The sequence below is a fragment of the uncultured Microbulbifer sp. genome (assembly GCF_947498635.1).
GTDB lineage: Bacteria > Pseudomonadota > Gammaproteobacteria > Pseudomonadales > Cellvibrionaceae > Microbulbifer > Microbulbifer echini.
This window is the reverse complement of sequence record NZ_CANMKV010000003.1, coordinates 161852-179784: the sequence shown is the minus strand read 5'-3', so window position 1 is coordinate 179784 and position 17933 is coordinate 161852. Positions and strand designations below refer to the sequence as shown.

General features: G+C 46.7%; 11 protein-coding genes. 4 read left to right on the top strand and 7 right to left on the bottom strand.

Annotated elements, in window-relative coordinates:
* From Q1A69_RS02835 to Q1A69_RS02825, 3 genes are all read right to left on the bottom strand, one after another.
* A partial coding sequence (locus tag Q1A69_RS02835; protein ID WP_299580804.1) for a filamentous hemagglutinin N-terminal domain-containing protein occupies window positions 1-2912 on the bottom strand: 2912 nt, incomplete at its 3' end.
* 58 nt (window positions 2913-2970) lie between these two features.
* Entirely contained in the window at window positions 2971-4959 is a 1989-nt protein-coding gene (locus Q1A69_RS02830) for a ShlB/FhaC/HecB family hemolysin secretion/activation protein (RefSeq protein ID WP_299580801.1), read from the bottom strand.
* 73 nt (window positions 4960-5032) lie between these two features.
* Window positions 5033-7681 carry a bifunctional serine/threonine-protein kinase/formylglycine-generating enzyme family protein gene (locus Q1A69_RS02825; RefSeq protein WP_299580798.1) on the bottom strand — a complete coding sequence of 883 codons (2649 nt, stop codon included), beginning with the start codon at window positions 7679-7681 and terminating at the stop codon, window positions 5033-5035.
* Between the two features lie 562 nt (window positions 7682-8243).
* On the opposite strand from Q1A69_RS02825, the gene Q1A69_RS02820 reads away from it, so the two are divergent.
* The 4 genes from Q1A69_RS02820 to Q1A69_RS02805 all read left to right on the top strand — a co-directional run bounded on the left by Q1A69_RS02820 (window position 8244) and on the right by Q1A69_RS02805 (window position 11691).
* Window positions 8244-8732 carry a type VI secretion system tube protein Hcp gene (locus Q1A69_RS02820; RefSeq protein ID WP_299580794.1) on the top strand — a complete coding sequence of 163 codons (489 nt, stop codon included), beginning with the start codon at window positions 8244-8246 and terminating at the stop codon, window positions 8730-8732.
* A 159-nt stretch (window positions 8733-8891) separates the two neighbouring features.
* Complete coding sequence (gene tssI / locus Q1A69_RS02815; RefSeq protein ID WP_299580791.1) at window positions 8892-10799, top strand: type VI secretion system tip protein TssI/VgrG; 1908 nt, start codon at window positions 8892-8894, stop codon at window positions 10797-10799.
* A 16-nt stretch (window positions 10800-10815) separates the two neighbouring features.
* Window positions 10816-11394, top strand: a complete 579-nt coding sequence (locus Q1A69_RS02810) for a hypothetical protein (protein WP_299580789.1) — start codon at window positions 10816-10818, stop codon at window positions 11392-11394.
* A gap of 3 nt (window positions 11395-11397) precedes the next feature.
* Entirely contained in the window at window positions 11398-11691 is a 294-nt protein-coding gene (locus Q1A69_RS02805) for a PAAR domain-containing protein (RefSeq protein ID WP_299580786.1), read from the top strand.
* 138 nt (window positions 11692-11829) lie between these two features.
* On the opposite strand, the gene tssH is transcribed toward Q1A69_RS02805, so the two are convergent.
* From tssH to tssE, 4 genes are all read right to left on the bottom strand, one after another.
* A complete protein-coding gene (gene tssH, locus Q1A69_RS02800) occupies window positions 11830-14445 on the bottom strand; it encodes a type VI secretion system ATPase TssH (RefSeq protein WP_299580822.1) in 2616 nt (871 codons plus the stop codon).
* An 87-nt stretch (window positions 14446-14532) separates the two neighbouring features.
* Window positions 14533-15663 (bottom strand): type VI secretion system baseplate subunit TssG, encoded by a 1131-nt coding sequence (gene tssG / locus Q1A69_RS02795; RefSeq protein ID WP_299580783.1) that lies wholly within the window; start codon window positions 15661-15663, stop codon window positions 14533-14535.
* Entirely contained in the window at window positions 15627-17456 is a 1830-nt protein-coding gene (gene tssF, locus Q1A69_RS02790; protein WP_299580780.1) for a type VI secretion system baseplate subunit TssF, read from the bottom strand. The genes tssG and tssF overlap by 37 nt, the downstream gene beginning before the upstream one ends.
* The gene (gene tssE, locus Q1A69_RS02785; RefSeq protein ID WP_299580777.1) at window positions 17456-17929 is read right to left on the bottom strand and encodes a type VI secretion system baseplate subunit TssE; all 474 of its coding nucleotides are present in this window, start codon (window positions 17927-17929) and stop codon (window positions 17456-17458) included. The genes tssF and tssE overlap by 1 nt, the downstream gene beginning before the upstream one ends.
* Window positions 17930-17933 lie beyond the last annotated feature (4 nt).

Sequence of the window (17933 nt, the reverse complement as noted above, 5' to 3'; positions counted from 1 at the left end):
TTAGTATCGGTCAGGCCGACCAAGGTGTCGCTGTCATCGCCACCATCGACCTTGCTGACGCCGTAAAAGTCGATGTTTTGGCTCCGAACCTTGGTGGTGCCACTCTCATCCGCTACGGTAAAACTGTCGCTGCCGCTGGTGCCGGTGATGGTTCCAGTGCCCACTACCTGTTCGATGCCGGTGAAGGTGATAAAGGTAAAGCCGCTGCTTTCGTCATGCAGCTCAAAGGACTTGTCGCCCAGCAGATCAGCTCGGCTGCTAGCCACCTCGGTCGCTTCCACCCGGTCGGTATTGCCGGCGGCGATAACTCGGTCGAGCCCGGCAAAGATCATACGGTCGACAGTGATATTGCCGCTGCTATCCAGCTTATAGGCATCCGCAGCATCATCGCCACCGTTATTCACGTAGCCATTGAGCGTCGATTTACCACCGCTGAGGTTTTCAATACCGGTAATGGTAATGCCGTTGTGAATAACTTGATTATCGATAGCTGTAAGGGTCCAACTATCAGTATTATTTTCGCTCGTTAAAGAATCTTCTGGGTCAGTAGCAGAGCCTTCATCGGTAATACGATCAATGCCAGTAAAAGTGATGCCATCAACTACAACATTCGAATTTGCTTCTACCGTAAAACTATCTGCTATAGCAGTTTGGCCAGTAAGGCTACTGTTACTACCAACATCGACAACCTCAACCTCATTAAATGTAAAACTGAGTTTATCTCCTAGGCCATTAGTTCCTAATGAGAAAGATTCACTGCCCTTAAGTGCAATATCGTAATTTGTTGCAGGCAAAGTAAATTTATCTGTGCCAGCAGAACCAGAAATTGTAAAAGTGACCTCATCTAATGGAGCGGTGCCTGCATACTGTATATCACCTAATGTGTTATCAGAACCACTACCCGCCTGACCAACTTTCAAACTAAAGCTATCGAAACTTATTACCCCAGTAGATCCATCATCATATTCAAGTTTTATATTCCCATCATTAACAAATGACCCGCCGGCTGATAAGTCTATTTTCTTTGAGATTATAGAGGCCGTTTGTGAACCAGAGGTTTGGTTTTCAATATTACCACCAGCATCAACCTTTACTGAATCAGCTCTAATCGAGCCAGAGAAACTATTATTTGAATCCGCATAATTGGTGAAATTACCATCTGTTTTAACCGAAAATTTAGCTAGGCCAGTAATAATTCCTTTATTGGTCACATCTCCTTTTGCCTCAATAACGAGACTACCTAAACCATTGGCATTTACACTTGCATCTTTGTGTATCATTACTCCCTTATGCGAGTCCAATGTAAGCGTGGTAGCGCTACTCCATTCTAAATCTGCTTTTATTCGTATGCCTTTAGAAAAATCATTAGAGTTACCAGAAAAACTACTATCCCAATCAGAAATATCTCCTGAGATACTTCCCGTTCCATTGGAACCATCAATTCCGCCAGTTTGAAGAGTAATGTTTGTAGAACTTAATGCAGTTACCAGAGTGCCAACATGCATGCAGTTAGTAGTACAACTATCATTATCAACAATATCAAGCCAATTAGGATCTAATAACCACTCCCCTGTAACCCCCTGGCCATAGCTCAAAGTAGAGACATACATACTATCTTCGCCAAGATTCAAATAAACCTTACCTGAAGTCTCTACAAAGCCACCATCACCACCTTGCTCACCAGATTCAGCTAAAATAGTACCAGCAAACTCGGTGGTGTGATCTGCCCAAACAATAACCTCACCGCCATCGCCTTCTCCTATACCACTGACATCAATATGGGCATCTTCAGTAAGCGTGGTTTTTTTGGCATTGCGAATCTTGGAATTCTTTCCTTGATAATCCCCACCGATTAGGATCTCACCACCGGCGACCGTACCGCGCGCATCAATAGCACCACTAACCAGAACTTCTTCGCCGAGGACCATAGCCTGGCCACCTCGTCCAGCGGTACCACGAACATCAATTTTACCGCTATGTTCTGCGCTATCCCCTTCGAGTACCACCTGTCCACCGGTGGTGCCTGCGGCTTGCAATTCGCCACTATTGATGACACTGGAACCGGAACCAAATAAACGGATTTTCCCTCCACTGGTATCGATTCCCTGGGCTTTGATCGTGCCTTCGTTATTTACTGCCGCAGTAAATAAATCACCGGAAACACTGGCCTCCAGGAGAACCTGGGCACCATCGATATTGCCCTCATTTAAAACGGCGCTATCAACGCCCAGGTCGTTTTCCATCACCTCTTTGGTGACTTGTAAGCCGATCATGCCATCCGCATCAAAGGTGAGAATCGCTTCATCGGCAGCGGCCAAGCTGACCAATTCGGCACTGATCAGGCCCGATGAGGCGTTAGTGACCTGTTTGCCGACTAATACGGCGCTGGCCGCATTAATAACACCCCTATTGACCACAAAGCCTGCAGAGCCCTCTTCCCCCTTAAAGGTAAAATCGCCATTCATAAAGTCCTCCGGGCTCATATCGAGTCCGGAAGCGGTAATGGCACCGACATTGATAGTGGCACTTTCGGTAAAGAGTACTCCGCGTGGATTAACAAGAATTACGTGGCCATTGGCCTCAATAGATCCATGAATCGTACTGGCGCTCTGATCCAATATTCGGTTTAGTACGACCGAGGAAGTATTTGGTTGAAGGAACTTAACCAGCTCTTCAGCACTTAAGTTAAACGAATCCCAGTCGATAGAGAGCAGATCGGTATTTTGATCGATTGTGGTGGTGGTACCATTTATATCGATTGTGCCACTACCACCGGTTACCACACCGCCTTCCGGGCCCGCATGTGCCAGGGGGCTTAAGAGCCCGGCAAACATGCCAGCATACGCTAAGCGGGATACCTTGATTGCAGAAGTCAGTTTTTTCAGTTCAAGAGTATTTTTTTTGGCTTTCATACCGGTACCTTGCATAGAGCGGTCAGGTCAGCTTCAGCTATCGATGAATTCTGAATAATTAATTATAAAATATGGAAAAATCGGCGTAGACCATGGGCTGATCTATATTTTCCCCAGTGCCCTCAATCGAGGAAGCTTTCTCAATAGGCCAACCCACGGAGACTTTGCTGGAGAAAGATTCATTCCAACTGAACTTTAATAGAAGGCCACCACCGGCGAGCCTCGCCCAGTCATCTTCTTTTCCATCTTTGTAGTTATTTACAATGCCGTAGCCCACATCGGCAAAGAGGGCGACTTGCACCATATCGTTCAAGCGCCGGCCAAATAGGATTGGATTCACCACTTCGGGAAAACTTGGATACCATTCGGCAGATAAAAGTCCTGCGCTATCAGCGGAGAAATCCCGAACATCGAATGCTCGCACACCGTTGGCGCCACCCAATGACATTTGCTCAAAAGCTGGCAAGGGGTTATCGCTGTGTTGTGCACGGCTTTTAAAAATTAATCGGGATTGGTCATTAGTGAAGGGCATCGGTAGAAATAGCAGTGAACTGCTATTTAAGGAAACCTTGGTAAAGTGATCTCCACGTGCCGCCTGCAACACTTCCTCCAAATCTCTCTGATGCTCGCCGTATTGCACACTGGTACTTAATATATTGAGCATGGAAATAGAACCACTGGATAAGTGGTCCATATAAAAACCGAACTCTCCACCATAGACATGATCACCAGGCTCATCAAACTTGGTAATTGCTCGTAAATTTGATTTCTTCTCGGTAAGACCAAATGAGCCCGTGAAATTGAAATCCCTGGAGCGACGGAATTTATGATCAATTGTCATTGCGTAGCTGGTATTGTCCCCGTGAATATCGAGTACATTAAGAGGATTATCTGGATCCTCTACATCACGCAAAATAAAGTCGTTGTAATCGGCAGAAAACTGGAGCCTAGTGCGCGGACCAAATAGCGGAAGGCTATATCTTAACTGACCAAGATCAGAACCAAAATCAGAATCAAAATCTGTAACGTTGGTTGATTTCAAGTAACCAATAGTCAGGGCATCACCGACTCCCAATGGGTTTAGCCAGTCTACCGTCGTATAGAATCTCTGATCACCGGTATAGGCAGATCCGTGGTTATCAGCCCGGAAGGACGTTTTCCAAGTGCTGGCGTCACGTACCTTCAAGTTCAGTTTGGTTTCGCCGGGGTTTTCACCAGCACTAAAATATCCGGTAACATTCAAACCGGGAAGGTCATTTAGAAGATAAAGCCCTTCCTCAATGTTATCGTGATTAACCAGCTTTCCCTGTTGATCCTCAAAGGGTTTTGCAAGCTGATCTAAGGCATATTTATTATTATCTTCGGCTACAACTTGCCCTAACAACCCTTCTTGGACAGTAAGAGTTACCACACCACCTTCCACATCTTGAGCCGGTATTTGCACTTGAGCCAGAAAAAGGCCTTGGCGGCGATAAAAGTTTGTCAGTTCTGCCGCGATTTCTTCTAAATCGGCGTAGCTTAAGCCACGCTCTTTATTTTGCTTCTCAATGACGCTGACGAGCTTCTTTAGCTCTGCAGGGCCGAGACCACCGGGATTAAACTGAGCTTTCATATTACCCAGCAATACCGCAAGTTCTTCAAGGTTATCTACGGTATAACCACTGGCAACAATTTTATCCTCTTGCATAAACTTTATACGGAGCTCTTCGGCCATCCCTTCGATAACCTGGCGCTCAATACCAAATTCCGGATACTCTTCTAGTCTATGGAATTTAAATTGTTTTACCGTAATCCGCGGTCCTTGATTGCGCTGGGAAATCTCGGGAATTTCAGTATTAAGATTGGGGTCTTCCGCTTCGTAGGTACGCTGTAAAAAGTCTTTAGTAACGTCTGCCTCATTGACCGTCGGCGTATCCTGATCGAATGCCTGCCTAACACGGCTACGAAAACTAGATCCATCCTCCTCCTGGGCATAAACCGGAAAGTTTGTAAGCAGGAAGCCTGCGCCCACAAACAGCGCTAACTTACTTTTTCTAAGCCCAAGCATAACTCCCCCACATAAATTTTATTTATTGTGCCAGCCCAAATCTTATTATTGGCAAGAGCCGGCTTATCAATTATTAGTTCACATCTCTTACAATGCGAAAACCTGTCAATGGATCTGCGAGCCCATTATGAAGTCGTTTGGTGGTTGCGAGACAACGGCTCATGGGATCCTGGCGGTTACCACCGAGTGCGAGCAGCTCTCCTTCAGTCCCTAGCGCCCACTCCTGGACATTACCCACAGCATTGACCAACCCAAACCGGTTTACGGAACCATCATGTGCAGGCACTAGCTCGGCACCTTTCTCGATACCACCATACTTTAAATGGCAATTTCTATCGGCCACCTCTTCCTGGCCATTCGCACTGGCAGCAGCAAACCACTCCTGTTCTGAAGGAAGGCGATAAGTGTAACCAGTCTCATCAGATAACCAGCTGAGGTATTCTTCTGCATCTTTGAGTGTTAAACCGTTAGCAGGTAACTCTCCAGCAGCAATATCAAGATGTCCACATTGTTTGGTGGCACTACAAAAATATTCGAAATCGCGCTTGCTCACTTCATACTTACCCACTGCCAGAGGCCTGCCACTCACCCCTCTGATAACCACGAGAGCCGGCCCCTTGGTACCATCGACAAGACGATCCCGGCAGCTGTATCGATCCCCCCTTCCGCCACTACCTGGCGCTAGGTGGCCACAAAAATCGAGTTTGAACTCTTTGAGAGGCTGGTAACCGGGGAGAAGTGCCCTGAATTCATCGACCAACGCTTCAGTCCTTACCGGGTCTTCTGCTCCCAGCTTGGTGGCACATGTATTCAGCTCCTCACCTACAACCGGACGAATCTTCCTGGCTTTAACGCTATCCAGCTTTGCCAGCTGTGAAAGCTGGGCCCCCACTGTGGCGATATTCATATCAAAGCCACAGGTAAGGGCGGCTTCCATATTGGCCAACACGGTATCAACTTGCTTATTCTTAATGGAGGCCAGACGGCGGCGCTCTGCTCTCTCTTCTGCCAAACGAATACGCTCTGCTTCGCGCTCAGCTTCCAGGCGTTCGGCTTCCAGGCGAGCGCGTAAGTTTTCCCGATCAGTATCTAACTGGGATTTAATCGCAGCCGCTTGATTGGATACGCCATACCAGCTGGCAGCACTTTCGAGCATTGAGTCAGCTTGATCCAAGTTACCCAAATTTAACTGGCCTGTAGCGGCCGCTAAAAAGAGTTCAGAAATCTCACGGCGGGAGGTATCGAGAAACGTCTCATCGCTGGGATTAAGTTCCGAGTACTCCTTTAACTCAAGTCGGAGGTCTTTCTCCCAGGCCGGCGTGAGGATACTTAGGGCTAATAAACGGCTAATTGCTTCCTTCTTATCGCTAATTCTCCGCTGTAGCAGCTCATGCTGCAGTTTTTGCTCCAACTCTACTTTTACCCTCTCCTGCTCCGCGGTGTTCTGCTGTTCTAGGTGGCCATAGCCCACGCCTCCAGCTACCAACATCATCGCGAAAGCACCACCCAAAACCCACTTCCAGGTATTGCTGACAAAAAATGCCTGGACGAATTTTTCGACGGTATCGGTACGCTCTTCTCGTTTGAGCTCCAGGGCAGCTTCAAGCGCTCTCCACTCGCGACGGTTTAAGGCCTTGATGCGTTTGGGTTTTAATTTTTTCTCTAGAGCCTTATCGGCCGGAACCTTGTCATAAGGATGGCGGCCACAAAACAGCTCATAGGCCACACAACCCAGTGCGTAGACATCGTCTGAAGGCGCTGGCTCGCCCCCCTTAAGCATTTCATAGCTGGCATAAGCTGGAGTCAGGGCCCCCAAGCTGCCAGCATCAAAGAGGGTTGTCTCACCTGTTTTATTCGCAATCCCACCCTCTGACACTGCTCGGGCAATACCAAAGTCGAAGACCTTTGTCCCCTTTTTACTGGTTACAAAAATATTGCCGGGCTTGAAGTCTGAGTGGACGATTTTATGAGAGTGCGCGTAAATCAGGGCCTGGCAAATATCCGAAAAAACTGATCGAGCTCTTTCGGGTTCAAGACCCACATCGGCGTGTTCGCGCAAAAGCTTGTCAAGCGGAGCACCTTCAAGGAACTCCATGGTCATGAAGACCCTATCGCCATCGCGGTCGAAATCGTAGACCGTTACAATATTGGGATGGGCGAGTGTTTGAGATTTTCGCGCTTCCCGTTGCAGGGAGATAAAGGCATCCGGATGTTTCTGGAAATCGTCATTCAACAGCTTAATTGCCACGTAGGGCTCGCTGTCATTGGCCTCCAGTTTGCGGCGGTCAAGGGCTTTGTAGACCGCTCCCATCCCGCCAACCCCGAGAAGCTTATCCAGCTCAAATCGGCCCTTGATCACGGTTTTGGTCACAGCACCAGAAGGTAGCGGTTCAAAGGAATCCGGGGTATCCAAGGGATTTGCAGGGATTCCGCCAGAAAGCTGACCGCGGATCTTATTTTGTCTGGCCTTCTTGCGGGGTGCCGGATTAAACACCGTAGCGTCGGCATCAAAGCCAGCTGCAGCAGATGGCAGAATCGCTTGAGCTCCACGAACACGCGGGTGGTCGTTTTTTCCGGTCGAATCTTGGTGGACGACGACAGTTACATCACCATCATCTGTCAGTCCTTGCTTAGATTGATCTGGGCCGGGCGGATTGCCGCTCGGCCGAACAATACGTGTCTTATCGTTCAATTCCGCCTCCATGGCAAAGCTATACGACACTTGTAAAGACCATAACAAATTAATGCTACAGACAGGCTGGTAAGTTAAATAAGGGGCAAAGTATATCGAACAGCCCAATAGCCAACAATGAAGCAATAGACGAACAAATTTGAGTACAGGACCTATGGAACAAACAACACGGCAATTACAGGACCAATAGGGGAACTTACACTTAACACAGGCAATTACACGAACTTACAGAAGAGATTCCCTGGCACCAGATGCATAATCAAATAGTTTTGATTAAAGTGGAATCGTTAGTCATTCTAGGTTTTCAGATGAAATAATGGTGTTCTTGAAGTGTAATAAATCGTAATGTCTATCGAAAATTAATTAGTGCCAGAGTCGAATATTTGTAGACGGCATACTTGCAACAAACAGACTTTACCTTCGATTAATTGGTGCCAGAGTCGATTTAATAAGGTGAAAATTCAGTTTTTTTTTGCATTTCTCTCTGTTTAAATCACCTCAGTTGTCACTGCGACACCGTCTGAGCTACCGCACTAAAGCGGGAGTAAGGAATTAACCACCAACATCTCAAGCCAACAAAGAGGGATTTCCCATGGCTATTTACATGAACTTCAACAAACTATCCACTAAAGGCAACGTTACTGCCAAGGGCTATGAAGACTGGATCGAAGTAGACAGCTTCAACTTTGGTGTTGGTCGTGGCATCACCATGGAAGCCGGTGCCACCTCCAACCGTGAAGCTACCCGTCCAAGCCTGAGCGAAGTTACTTTCACCAAGCGTATTGACGCGGCATCCGGCGGTCTGTTCAAGGCTTCCGTCACTGGTGACGAAGGCGTACCTGTTGAGATCCACGTTGTACAAACCGGTGCTAACTCTGTAGAGAAGTACGCAGTATACAATCTGGAAAACGTGCTGATCTCTTCTTACAGCATTGGCGCTTCCGCTGGTGGCGCTCCGCAGGAATCTATTTCCCTGAGCTTTGCCAAAATTGAGGCCGACCTCAACCACGCGGACAAGAGCAACAAGAACCCGAAAAACATGCGTGTTGGATACGACCTCACTACAGCCACTCCGCTGTAATAGGCCTAACCTCCTTCGGGTTAAAGGTGGCTTGCAGAGTATCTGTGAGCTACCGCCCCAGGTCTTTAGCTAAGTGCTTTATGAGTTCTCAGCTAAAGATCTGTAAATCTGCTAGTTTCTCATTTCTTTCAGGCACCGTAGGGATAGTTGGGGCTGCCCATGGCTACACTAAATCAAGATAAACGAATGATTACGGTCGATAGCCCGGTTGGCACAGATGCGCTAATTGCTACGACCTTGCAAGGCGAAGAGCATATATCGAAGCTTTTTCGCTATGAAGTTCAACTTCTCTCAGATGATCACGCTATCGAACAAAAGGATATTGTAGGTAAGCCGGTTACTTTATCAATTCATCACTCAGAGGTACCACGTCACATTAATGGTTACGTAACGCAATTTTCCCTGCATGACGTCAATGCAGAGGGCGTGCGAAGCTATAGTGCGATTTTACAACCAGGTTTATGGTTCACCAGCCTGGGCGGCAGCAATAGGGTCTTTGAAAACAAATCTGCCAAGCAAATTCTAGAAGAAGTACTAGGTGAATATAGCCGGGTTATTAAGCTTACCTTAAAGCTTAATGCTGAATATATTACTCGCGAGTACTGCGTTCAGTTCGATGAAAACGATTTTGAATTTATTAATCGTCTCATGTCAGAAGAAGGTATCGCCTACTATTTTAAGCACTCTGCTGGTCAACATGAGCTTGTCCTCTGTGACGACCCACAAGACTTTTACGATTGTGATAGTACAAATATTGAGTACGATGGTGGAGGCAGCCACCCCACCAAGAATACGATCAGTAGTTGGAGGCGCAACTTTAATTACCACGGTGGGGGCTTTGAGCTAAAAGACTATAGCGAGTACACCGCGAGCAAAGATAATAAGCAGCAAGTAAAAACTACGAGCCAGCTTAACGATGTTACTAACTATATGCGTGGTCTCTATGGCCTAAACCATTTCCAAGCTGATGGTGAACACAAGCATAAATTTACCGACAGTTACCATAAGGCTCTAGCGGAACGTGCCATGGAAGCACAAGAAGCGCTTTTTGATGTGAGCCATGGTCGCAGTGACTGCCCATCCTTTACCGCTGGTGGACGTTTTAATTTTGATCACACCCTGTCCTCAGAGAAGGGCAAATATCTTATTAGCTCTGTGCATCTTTCTGCTGCGGATGGCAATGGTGTTGAAACGCATTTTCACAATACATTTAGCTGTATACCTTCGGCTGTCATGCCACGTCCACAACCCAACGTGTGTGCAAAAAAGATTCACTCTCCTCAAGTAGCGCGAGTTATAGAGGTAAAGGCAACGGCCTCAGATAGCTCTCAGGACCCTTACACTCAGCTCAAAGTAAAATTTCCATGGAATTCTCAGCAAAATAGCTGCTGGGTGCGGGTTATGCAATCATTTGCCGGTAAAAATTGGGGAGCCAATTTCGTCCCCAGGGTCAATCAGGAAGTGGTCGTTACTTACATCAATGGAGATCCCGATCGGCCATTGATTACCGGAGCCGTTTATAATGGAGATAATCCCGGCCCCAATTACACGGCTACACAAAGTGGCTGGAAGACTGAATTCGAAGGCAGCACGTTCAACGAACTCAGGTTCGATGACAAAGGTGGAAACGAAGAAATTTATATGGAGGCTGGTAAAGATCACAACTTTGTTATCCATAATGACCAGTCCGGTAAGATTGAAAATAAACAAACCCTAGAGATCAAACAGGATCGGAGTATTACGGTTACTGATGGTAGTGAGGTTGTCACTATTGCCAAGGGTGATCAAAAGCTCAATGTCAATAAAGGCAATCAAGTTGTCACCATTGGATCGGGAAATCACACACTAAAAATTAGTAAAGGCACCCAGACAACCGACGCCATGGGCGCTATTAAGATTTCCTCGAAAGCCTCTATCGAATTGAAGGTTGGAGGCAGCAGTATCAAGCTAACTCCAGCAGGAATAACCATCAAAGGAACAATGCTTTCCTGTAAAGGGGATGCAACTGCTGAAGTTAAAGGCGGCGGTATGCTCACCCTAAAAGGTGGCGTTACCATGATCAATTGATGGGGCTCAGAAATAGATGACCGATCTGATTAAAGTTCAAGCACTAACTGCTGCTGATCTTCTTAAGAATTTTGAAGTCAGCGAAGAAGCTGAAGAGCACTTAGTACTAGACACAGCACCGGAGGTTAGCATCAATCAATTGGTTGAAGCAGGCCTCTACCCTGATGCGATTAAACTACTTGCCCACGGCCTACCCAAACGGGAAGCCGTATGGTGGGCCTGTCTAGCAGCTCGAGATATACAAAGCCCAGAAACAGATGAAGATAATGTTAGCGCGCTAATAGCGGCCGAAAGTTGGGCTAAAAAGCCTAATGAGGAAACACGCCTAAAATGTAAAATACTGGGCGATAAAACCAAGCACAAAACGCCTGCGAGCTGGGCCGCAACGGCAGCGAGTTGGTGCCACGGAAGTCTTGCCGCAGAAGGTGAACCTGTCGTCGAACCTCCCGAGCACTTGTATGCACATGCGGTTGCCGGCAGTGTCACTTTAGCTGCGGTGTTATCCGATCCTGTTGATCCCAGCAAGCAGTTTGATCGCTATATGAAGCAGGGGATGGATTTGGCTCGTGGGGGCAACGGGAGAATGGAGGAGTAAATAATGGGCAAGCCAGCTTCACGTATTACCGATATGCATGTCTGTCCAATGGTGACAGGCACGGTGCCTCATGTTGGCGGACCAATTCTAAGCCCCGGAGCACCAACCGTCATTATCGGCGGTATGCCTTCTGCCACTGTCGGCAGTACCTGCACTTGTGTGGGGCCTCCAGATACTGTAGCTATGGGCAGCACTACCGTAATGCTGCAAAAAAAACCTGCTGCCCGTATGGGGGATACGACTGGTCATGGAGGGAAAATTATAATCGGGTGCCCTACGGTATTGATTGGCGGTTAAAATTACTGTGTTCTCTGCTCAATCAAATTACGAAAGGGAGAGAACTAGTTTAGCGGATTAATTTAAATTTAAACAACATTTATTAGCAGCCCAGCAATACAACCACAGTTGGTTTTACTGCTGGACTGCCTTATTACATTATTCTACGCTGTAAGCGAAGTCACCCTCTTCTGTCGAAGAAACTCTAATCACTTTAACCTCTTCCCCTTTCGCCATCTTATCCAGGCACTCACTGGCTAGTTCGGGCAATAACGTTTTATTCAAAATAACCTCAATATTGCGGGCCCCAGTATCCGCCTCGTGACAGCGAGCCACTATATTGATAAGAACATCATCATCGTATAAGAAAGAGGCACCATAATGTTCACGCACACGCTTCTCAATTTTGCGCATATTAATTTTGCATATTTCTACCAGGTTTTCATCATCCAGTGGGTAGTAGGCCATAACATTAGCCCTACCAAGGAATGCCGGTTTGAATTTCTGCAACAGGTGTGGACGAATATTATCCAATAATACTTCGGGTTCAGGTTTTTCTTCCACTTGGTTGAAAATAGCCCTGATGGCATCCTCACCCGCATTGGAAGTCATAATGATCACGGTATTCTTAAAGTCGATATCGCGCCCTTCACCATCTTTAATGGTGCCCTTATCAAACAGGTTATAAAAGATATCTTGTACACCCGGATGCGCCTTTTCCATTTCATCCAATAGGATTACAGAGTAAGGCTTACGACGTGCAGCCTCAGTGAGAACCCCTCCCTCACCATAACCAACATAGCCTGGAGGGGAGCCGAGTAGCATAGAAACTTTATGTTCCTCCTTAAATTCAGCCATGTTAATCGTGGTGATATTTTGTTCCCCACCGAATAACTCATCAGCCAAAGCTAAAGCCGTCTCAGTTTTACCTACACCACTGGTTCCGCAGAACATAAAAACACCGACAGGCTTTCTGGGGTCGGTAAGACCGGCCCTTGAAGTCCGTATCGCTTGCGCTACAGCCTCTATTGCGTGAGGCTGTCCAATAACACGCTTGTTTAAGCGTTGTGCTAATGTCTTAACTGCAACAATTTCATCGCTAACCATTTTCCCTACAGGTATACCTGTCCAATTAGCGACGACGGCAGCGATAGCTTGTTCATCTACTGCGGGCTGCATCAGTGGCGTATCACCTTGAATTGCCTCAAGTTCCACTGAAAGGCTTTGTAGTTGCTGCCGATAATCAGACAGCAATGCTGAATCAATCTCTCCCTGCTCACTTTTTGCGCTCAAAAACTCAGTATCGATTTGAGCACGAACTTCTTGAACTTTATCAATCAGTTCATTTTCTTTAATGAGCTGCTGCTCCAAAGCGTCCAAGCGCTCTTCCTCAACTTGCTTAAATGCTCGCAATTCAGCCAGCTGCTCTTCGTGTTCGCCCATCGCTGCATTTTCACGCTCTAATTTTCCCAGCGTGGTATTGGTCCGATCAATATTGATTCGAGCATCTTCAATTGCACCAGGAGTTGCGGATTGACTTAGTGCAACCCGTGCACAGGCCGTATCGAGCAGGCTAACAGACTTATCTGGCAGCTGACGGCCTGGAATATAACGATGTGACAATTTAACCGAAGCGATAACCGCCTCATCGAGAATTCGCACCCTATGATGCTCTTCTAGAGTGGTCGCTATGCCACGCATCATATCAATAGCATTTTCTTCAGAGGGTTCTTCCACTTTTACCACTTGGAAGCGCCGAGTCAACGCAGGGTCTCGCTCAAAGTACTTCTTATATTCCGCCCAGGTTGTCGCTGCCAAGGTGCGTAATTCGCCTCGGGCTAGAGCGGGTTTGAGCAGGTTTGCTGCATCACCCTGCCCTTCCTTGCCGCCAGCGCCAATCATGGTGTGCGCCTCATCAATAAATAAAATGATGGGCGTTGGTGAAGCTTTAACCTCTTGAATTACTGATTTCAGACGGTTTTCAAACTCGCCTTTTACACTGGCCCCTGCCTGCAATAACCCCAAATCCAGGGTGCGCACAGCAACGCCACGAAGAGGCCCTGGAACATCACCGCTAGCAATTCGTAGAGCAAACCCTTCCACCACCGCTGTTTTACCGACACCCGCTTCTCCAGTCAAAATAGGGTTGTTCTGGCGACGGCGAGTAAGAATATCGATGCATTGACGAATTTCCTCATCCCGACCGAGCACAGGATCTATCTCACCCTTCTTGGCTCTCTCGGTGAGATTAATCGTATACTTGTCCAGCGCAGGCGCCTTACTGGCTGCAGCAGCTACTGCGGCTGCCCCCTCACTTGTTGCTACTGCGGCCCCGATATGGTTCGACTCTGCACTCTGCCCAAACATGGCTCGAGCAGTCTCACGAATCGACTCAGGCGCAATATTTTTAAGTTCTGGGCACGACTCAAAAATCTGCCGACGGGAGGTTTCTTCCAATAACAGAGCAGCCAGAAAATGCCCCGAGCTAATAGCACGATGCCCATAATCTATAGATGCAAGCATCCAAGCATTCTTGGATGACTCCACAATGGTTGGTGACAATGCCGGTGGACGGCTACTGCCTGAGCGAAATCCAGCGATAGAAGTCGCAAGCTGTTTGGCAAAATTCGCTGGATTGCAGTCGTGCTTTTCCAATAAGTGATAAAGATCTGTATCTGACTGGTCCAATAATTTTAATAGCCAATGCTCAAGCTCAACATTATATTGATTCTGTGCCAGGCAAAGGCCTGCAGCACCCTCAAGAGAGTCACGCATATGTGGAGTCATAGTGTCCACTAGCCGCTTCAAGTCGATATTAATCACAATGAAAAGGTCCTTTTCGAAACTATTGTTAAATAATATTTATGCTGCTGGTAGTGCTTCATCTGGTGACATATTCTCAGCGCTCAAGGTAATCTGGATAAGACCTGCAGATTCTTGTTCACTGGCCATATGGGTATTCCAGCCCAGAAGAGGCTCATGCTTTGATTTTCGATTTAACTGTACGGGCGAAACCTGCTGTGCAGGAAGAGAAACAGATAACTCAAAGTCCATTTCTATACCAGCACTAAGTTTGATAAAAGCCTTTAAGGATTCTAATTTCTTTGAACCAGGCGCAATGGTCATGAATTGTTCATAGGCCATTGGTTCAATGACTATACGAAATTTATTCTGGGCCTGGAAACAATGTGTCCCTAGGATTGTATTTGTGCCGAGGCAATTATTCACCCCACTGGGAGCTTCATCACAGGGGAGTCGGCAAAGAATGTCTTTTGGTAATTCATCCCATTGCCCCTGAAACTGTTCAACGGAAACTTTTAAGTCGAAAAAGTGGTGAATCATACTGGTCAGGGCTGCCGCCGAACAGCGTCCCTGCCCAAGATATCCAGCCATCCCCAGAAGGGCCTCATCGGGAATCGGCATTCGATAACGCATTTCACTCGTACCCAACCCCGCTAAAGAAGCAATCGCTTGGGTAAAAATGTCCGGATTTCTTTCATTGCGTAACCGTTGCCGCTCATAGTTAACTGGCAACTGGTATTTATGCCAAGCCTTATAAAGCAGGGAGGTATGCCGGTGATTGAATATATCTAAGAAATCCCGTAAAGCGGTATTATTCTCTTTAAGCTCTTTTTGTACTAATTCAGTGAGGTAATAAGGCATCACTCCCTGACTTCCAATCAAACCAGTAAACCCAACCTCCATATGCCACTGGCTAATTTCTCCATCTTGTATTTCAGCACTAGAGCTTGGCTTTTTTTCCAAGGCCAAAACGTCCGAGCCTACAAAAGATAAACCGGACTGGGCAGTAAAGCGAACCATCTCTTTTGCAGGAGGGGCAGCACTGGCGATAGGTTCTTCGCAAAACTCCCCATCAGCCATGGATACAGCCCGCTCGAGTATTCGAACAGACTGATAAAAACCAAAGTGATAGGGCTCTCTGCGCAGTCGCTCTATTACAGTAAAGCTTTTTCGCCGGCGCGAGGTGGCCATCTTTTAAGTTCTCCATCTCTGCCACTCATGGTAGCAATCAATTTGGTAAAGGAATTAATTGAGCAATAGAGCCCAAGAAATCGCTCAATAATACTGGCAAATAACAACGGGCTGGTTCCTGTTAACATCATTGAATCGAGTTCAATTTCTACTTCAGTACCTCTGCAGAGCACAACACTGTGATCTATTTGAATTGGTGCTGTGATAGCCTTGGTATTCAGGCTTAGTAAAGATTCTATTAAGTTTCGAGTACTGGCCGAATCCCTAAAGTCATACAGCCTAAAAATTTCTTTGAGTGCGTCGCAACCCTGGCTTCCAGACAAAGAGAGGTGGTTCAAATTTAGGTGTGAAATCAGCCTCCAGTATCCTCTCTCCCTCCTCGGTGGTCTTAAAGTCGCTGTTGGTGCCACAACACAACTAATCCGATTGGCTGGCACATCGCCATCAACTACCTCAAGGTAAGGCTGGGCATTACCACTGGGAAGCTTTTTGGGTAGATTTCTGTTACAGCATGTCAGTTTAATATCTAGCGTTTGATCACTAATTCGATGCGGATTAAAATCGAGATCCACAAGGCTTATATCAACTTCGGAAGCCTGTTCATTGCGATGTTCACCTTCGATTACCTCACGACGGCGACTGAACCAGAAAGCCGATTGTTCAGCATGGTGTTGACTATGTTTAATGCCATAGAATGGACGGTACCTGGTCGTTTCGCCATCACCGTCTGTAGCTGCAACTTCATCGATTGAATATATCTCCAAGCCATCGTTGCGACGGGCATCCGCAACTATATGATAATCATATTGTGTGTGGGTCAGAGGAATAGGATCGGCACTCTGTGTAAATAAGTTGATGGCTGGTGTACAGCCAAGAGCAAACATATTCGGTGTTAATTGCTTTTCCAGCTCTTCATGGGTCTCGCTGAGATAAAAATATATGTTTAAGCTATCAGAAAAAGTGTCATTTACAGCTTTTTTCAAATTCGCAATATCTAGAAAAAGAAACTTTTCCGGAAACGCAAAATACTCTGTAAGTAATCTATAACCAATAAATGCTGTATCTGGATAGGGGAGTAAACCTTCATCTTCATTCATGCCCACTTGCAGGATATCTTCCGGCGATAAAAAGGTGGGTTTCGGGTCGCTTTCTCCATTGGCTATCACCAACTTTACGCATTTCGTCAATAGCAGATCGTAAAGGCTATAAACATGGGTCGCCTGGCCTCGCAGGAAAAAGCGGATTTTTTCCGGATTCATCTCTGAAAAACTAAGATCTGCACTCAAAGTCTTGAGAGACAATTTGAGAACCGCATTTGCACCCTGTACTTCATTGCAACCAGGTGCAATGAATGGGCGTGGCATCAAGCTGGCACTGACCGGCTGAAAGGGGTTAATTTCTACTGGGTAGCAGGTGGTAAATCGACAGGTTTGTCCCTGAAAACTATCACTTTCCAATAAAGTTCTAGCTTCAACTGGCGTGATGGCATCCAAGTCTGAGTCAGGTTCGAATTGCACAATAGCACAAGAGGGAATAGGACGTAGATAATGTGGATATAGGGTTTCCAACATTGCATCCGTCAATTCCGGGAAATCATCACTGAGCTTTTGCTGTACCCGGGCATTCATATAAGCAAAACCCGACAAAAGCCTCCCTACCAGCGGATCATCTACCGTATCGGCATCCAGCTGCAAGCGAGATGCCGCCGCAGGATGCATTCGGGCGAATTCCGCAGAGGTTTGTTGAACAAATGCCAGTTCACGTTCATAGAGATCTATTAATTTTTCGCTCATCACATAATCTCGGATACATCTACCATTTGGGTCACCGGATTTAAAGCTGAATCAAATACAATCACTTCAGAAGCCGGATTAATATGAAGTACTGCCTCCACACGAAAGCGTATACTGGGGTCCTCCACATCTAGCTTGTCCTGGGTTGTCACCTTTACAGAGCGTATTCTCGGCTCAAAGTGTAAAATTGTCGTTTCTATGTCCCGGCAAAATTGTTTTCTACTGACTAGCGAAGACAGGTTAACGGTAGACAAATCAGGTAGACCATAATTGATATTGGATTCCTCCAGATGTAGCAAAGTATCTGGTGGAGAAATACAGCGATAACGCGTATTAAACAAATATTCAAGATCGCGCCGCACTCCCTCACGCAATTGACGTAGAACCTGATGTGATTGGTTCAGATTCATTTTGCTGGATGACTCCAATAACCTGTCCAAAACGGGAGCCAGCAAGCGCTTCTCTTTTGCCATAAGT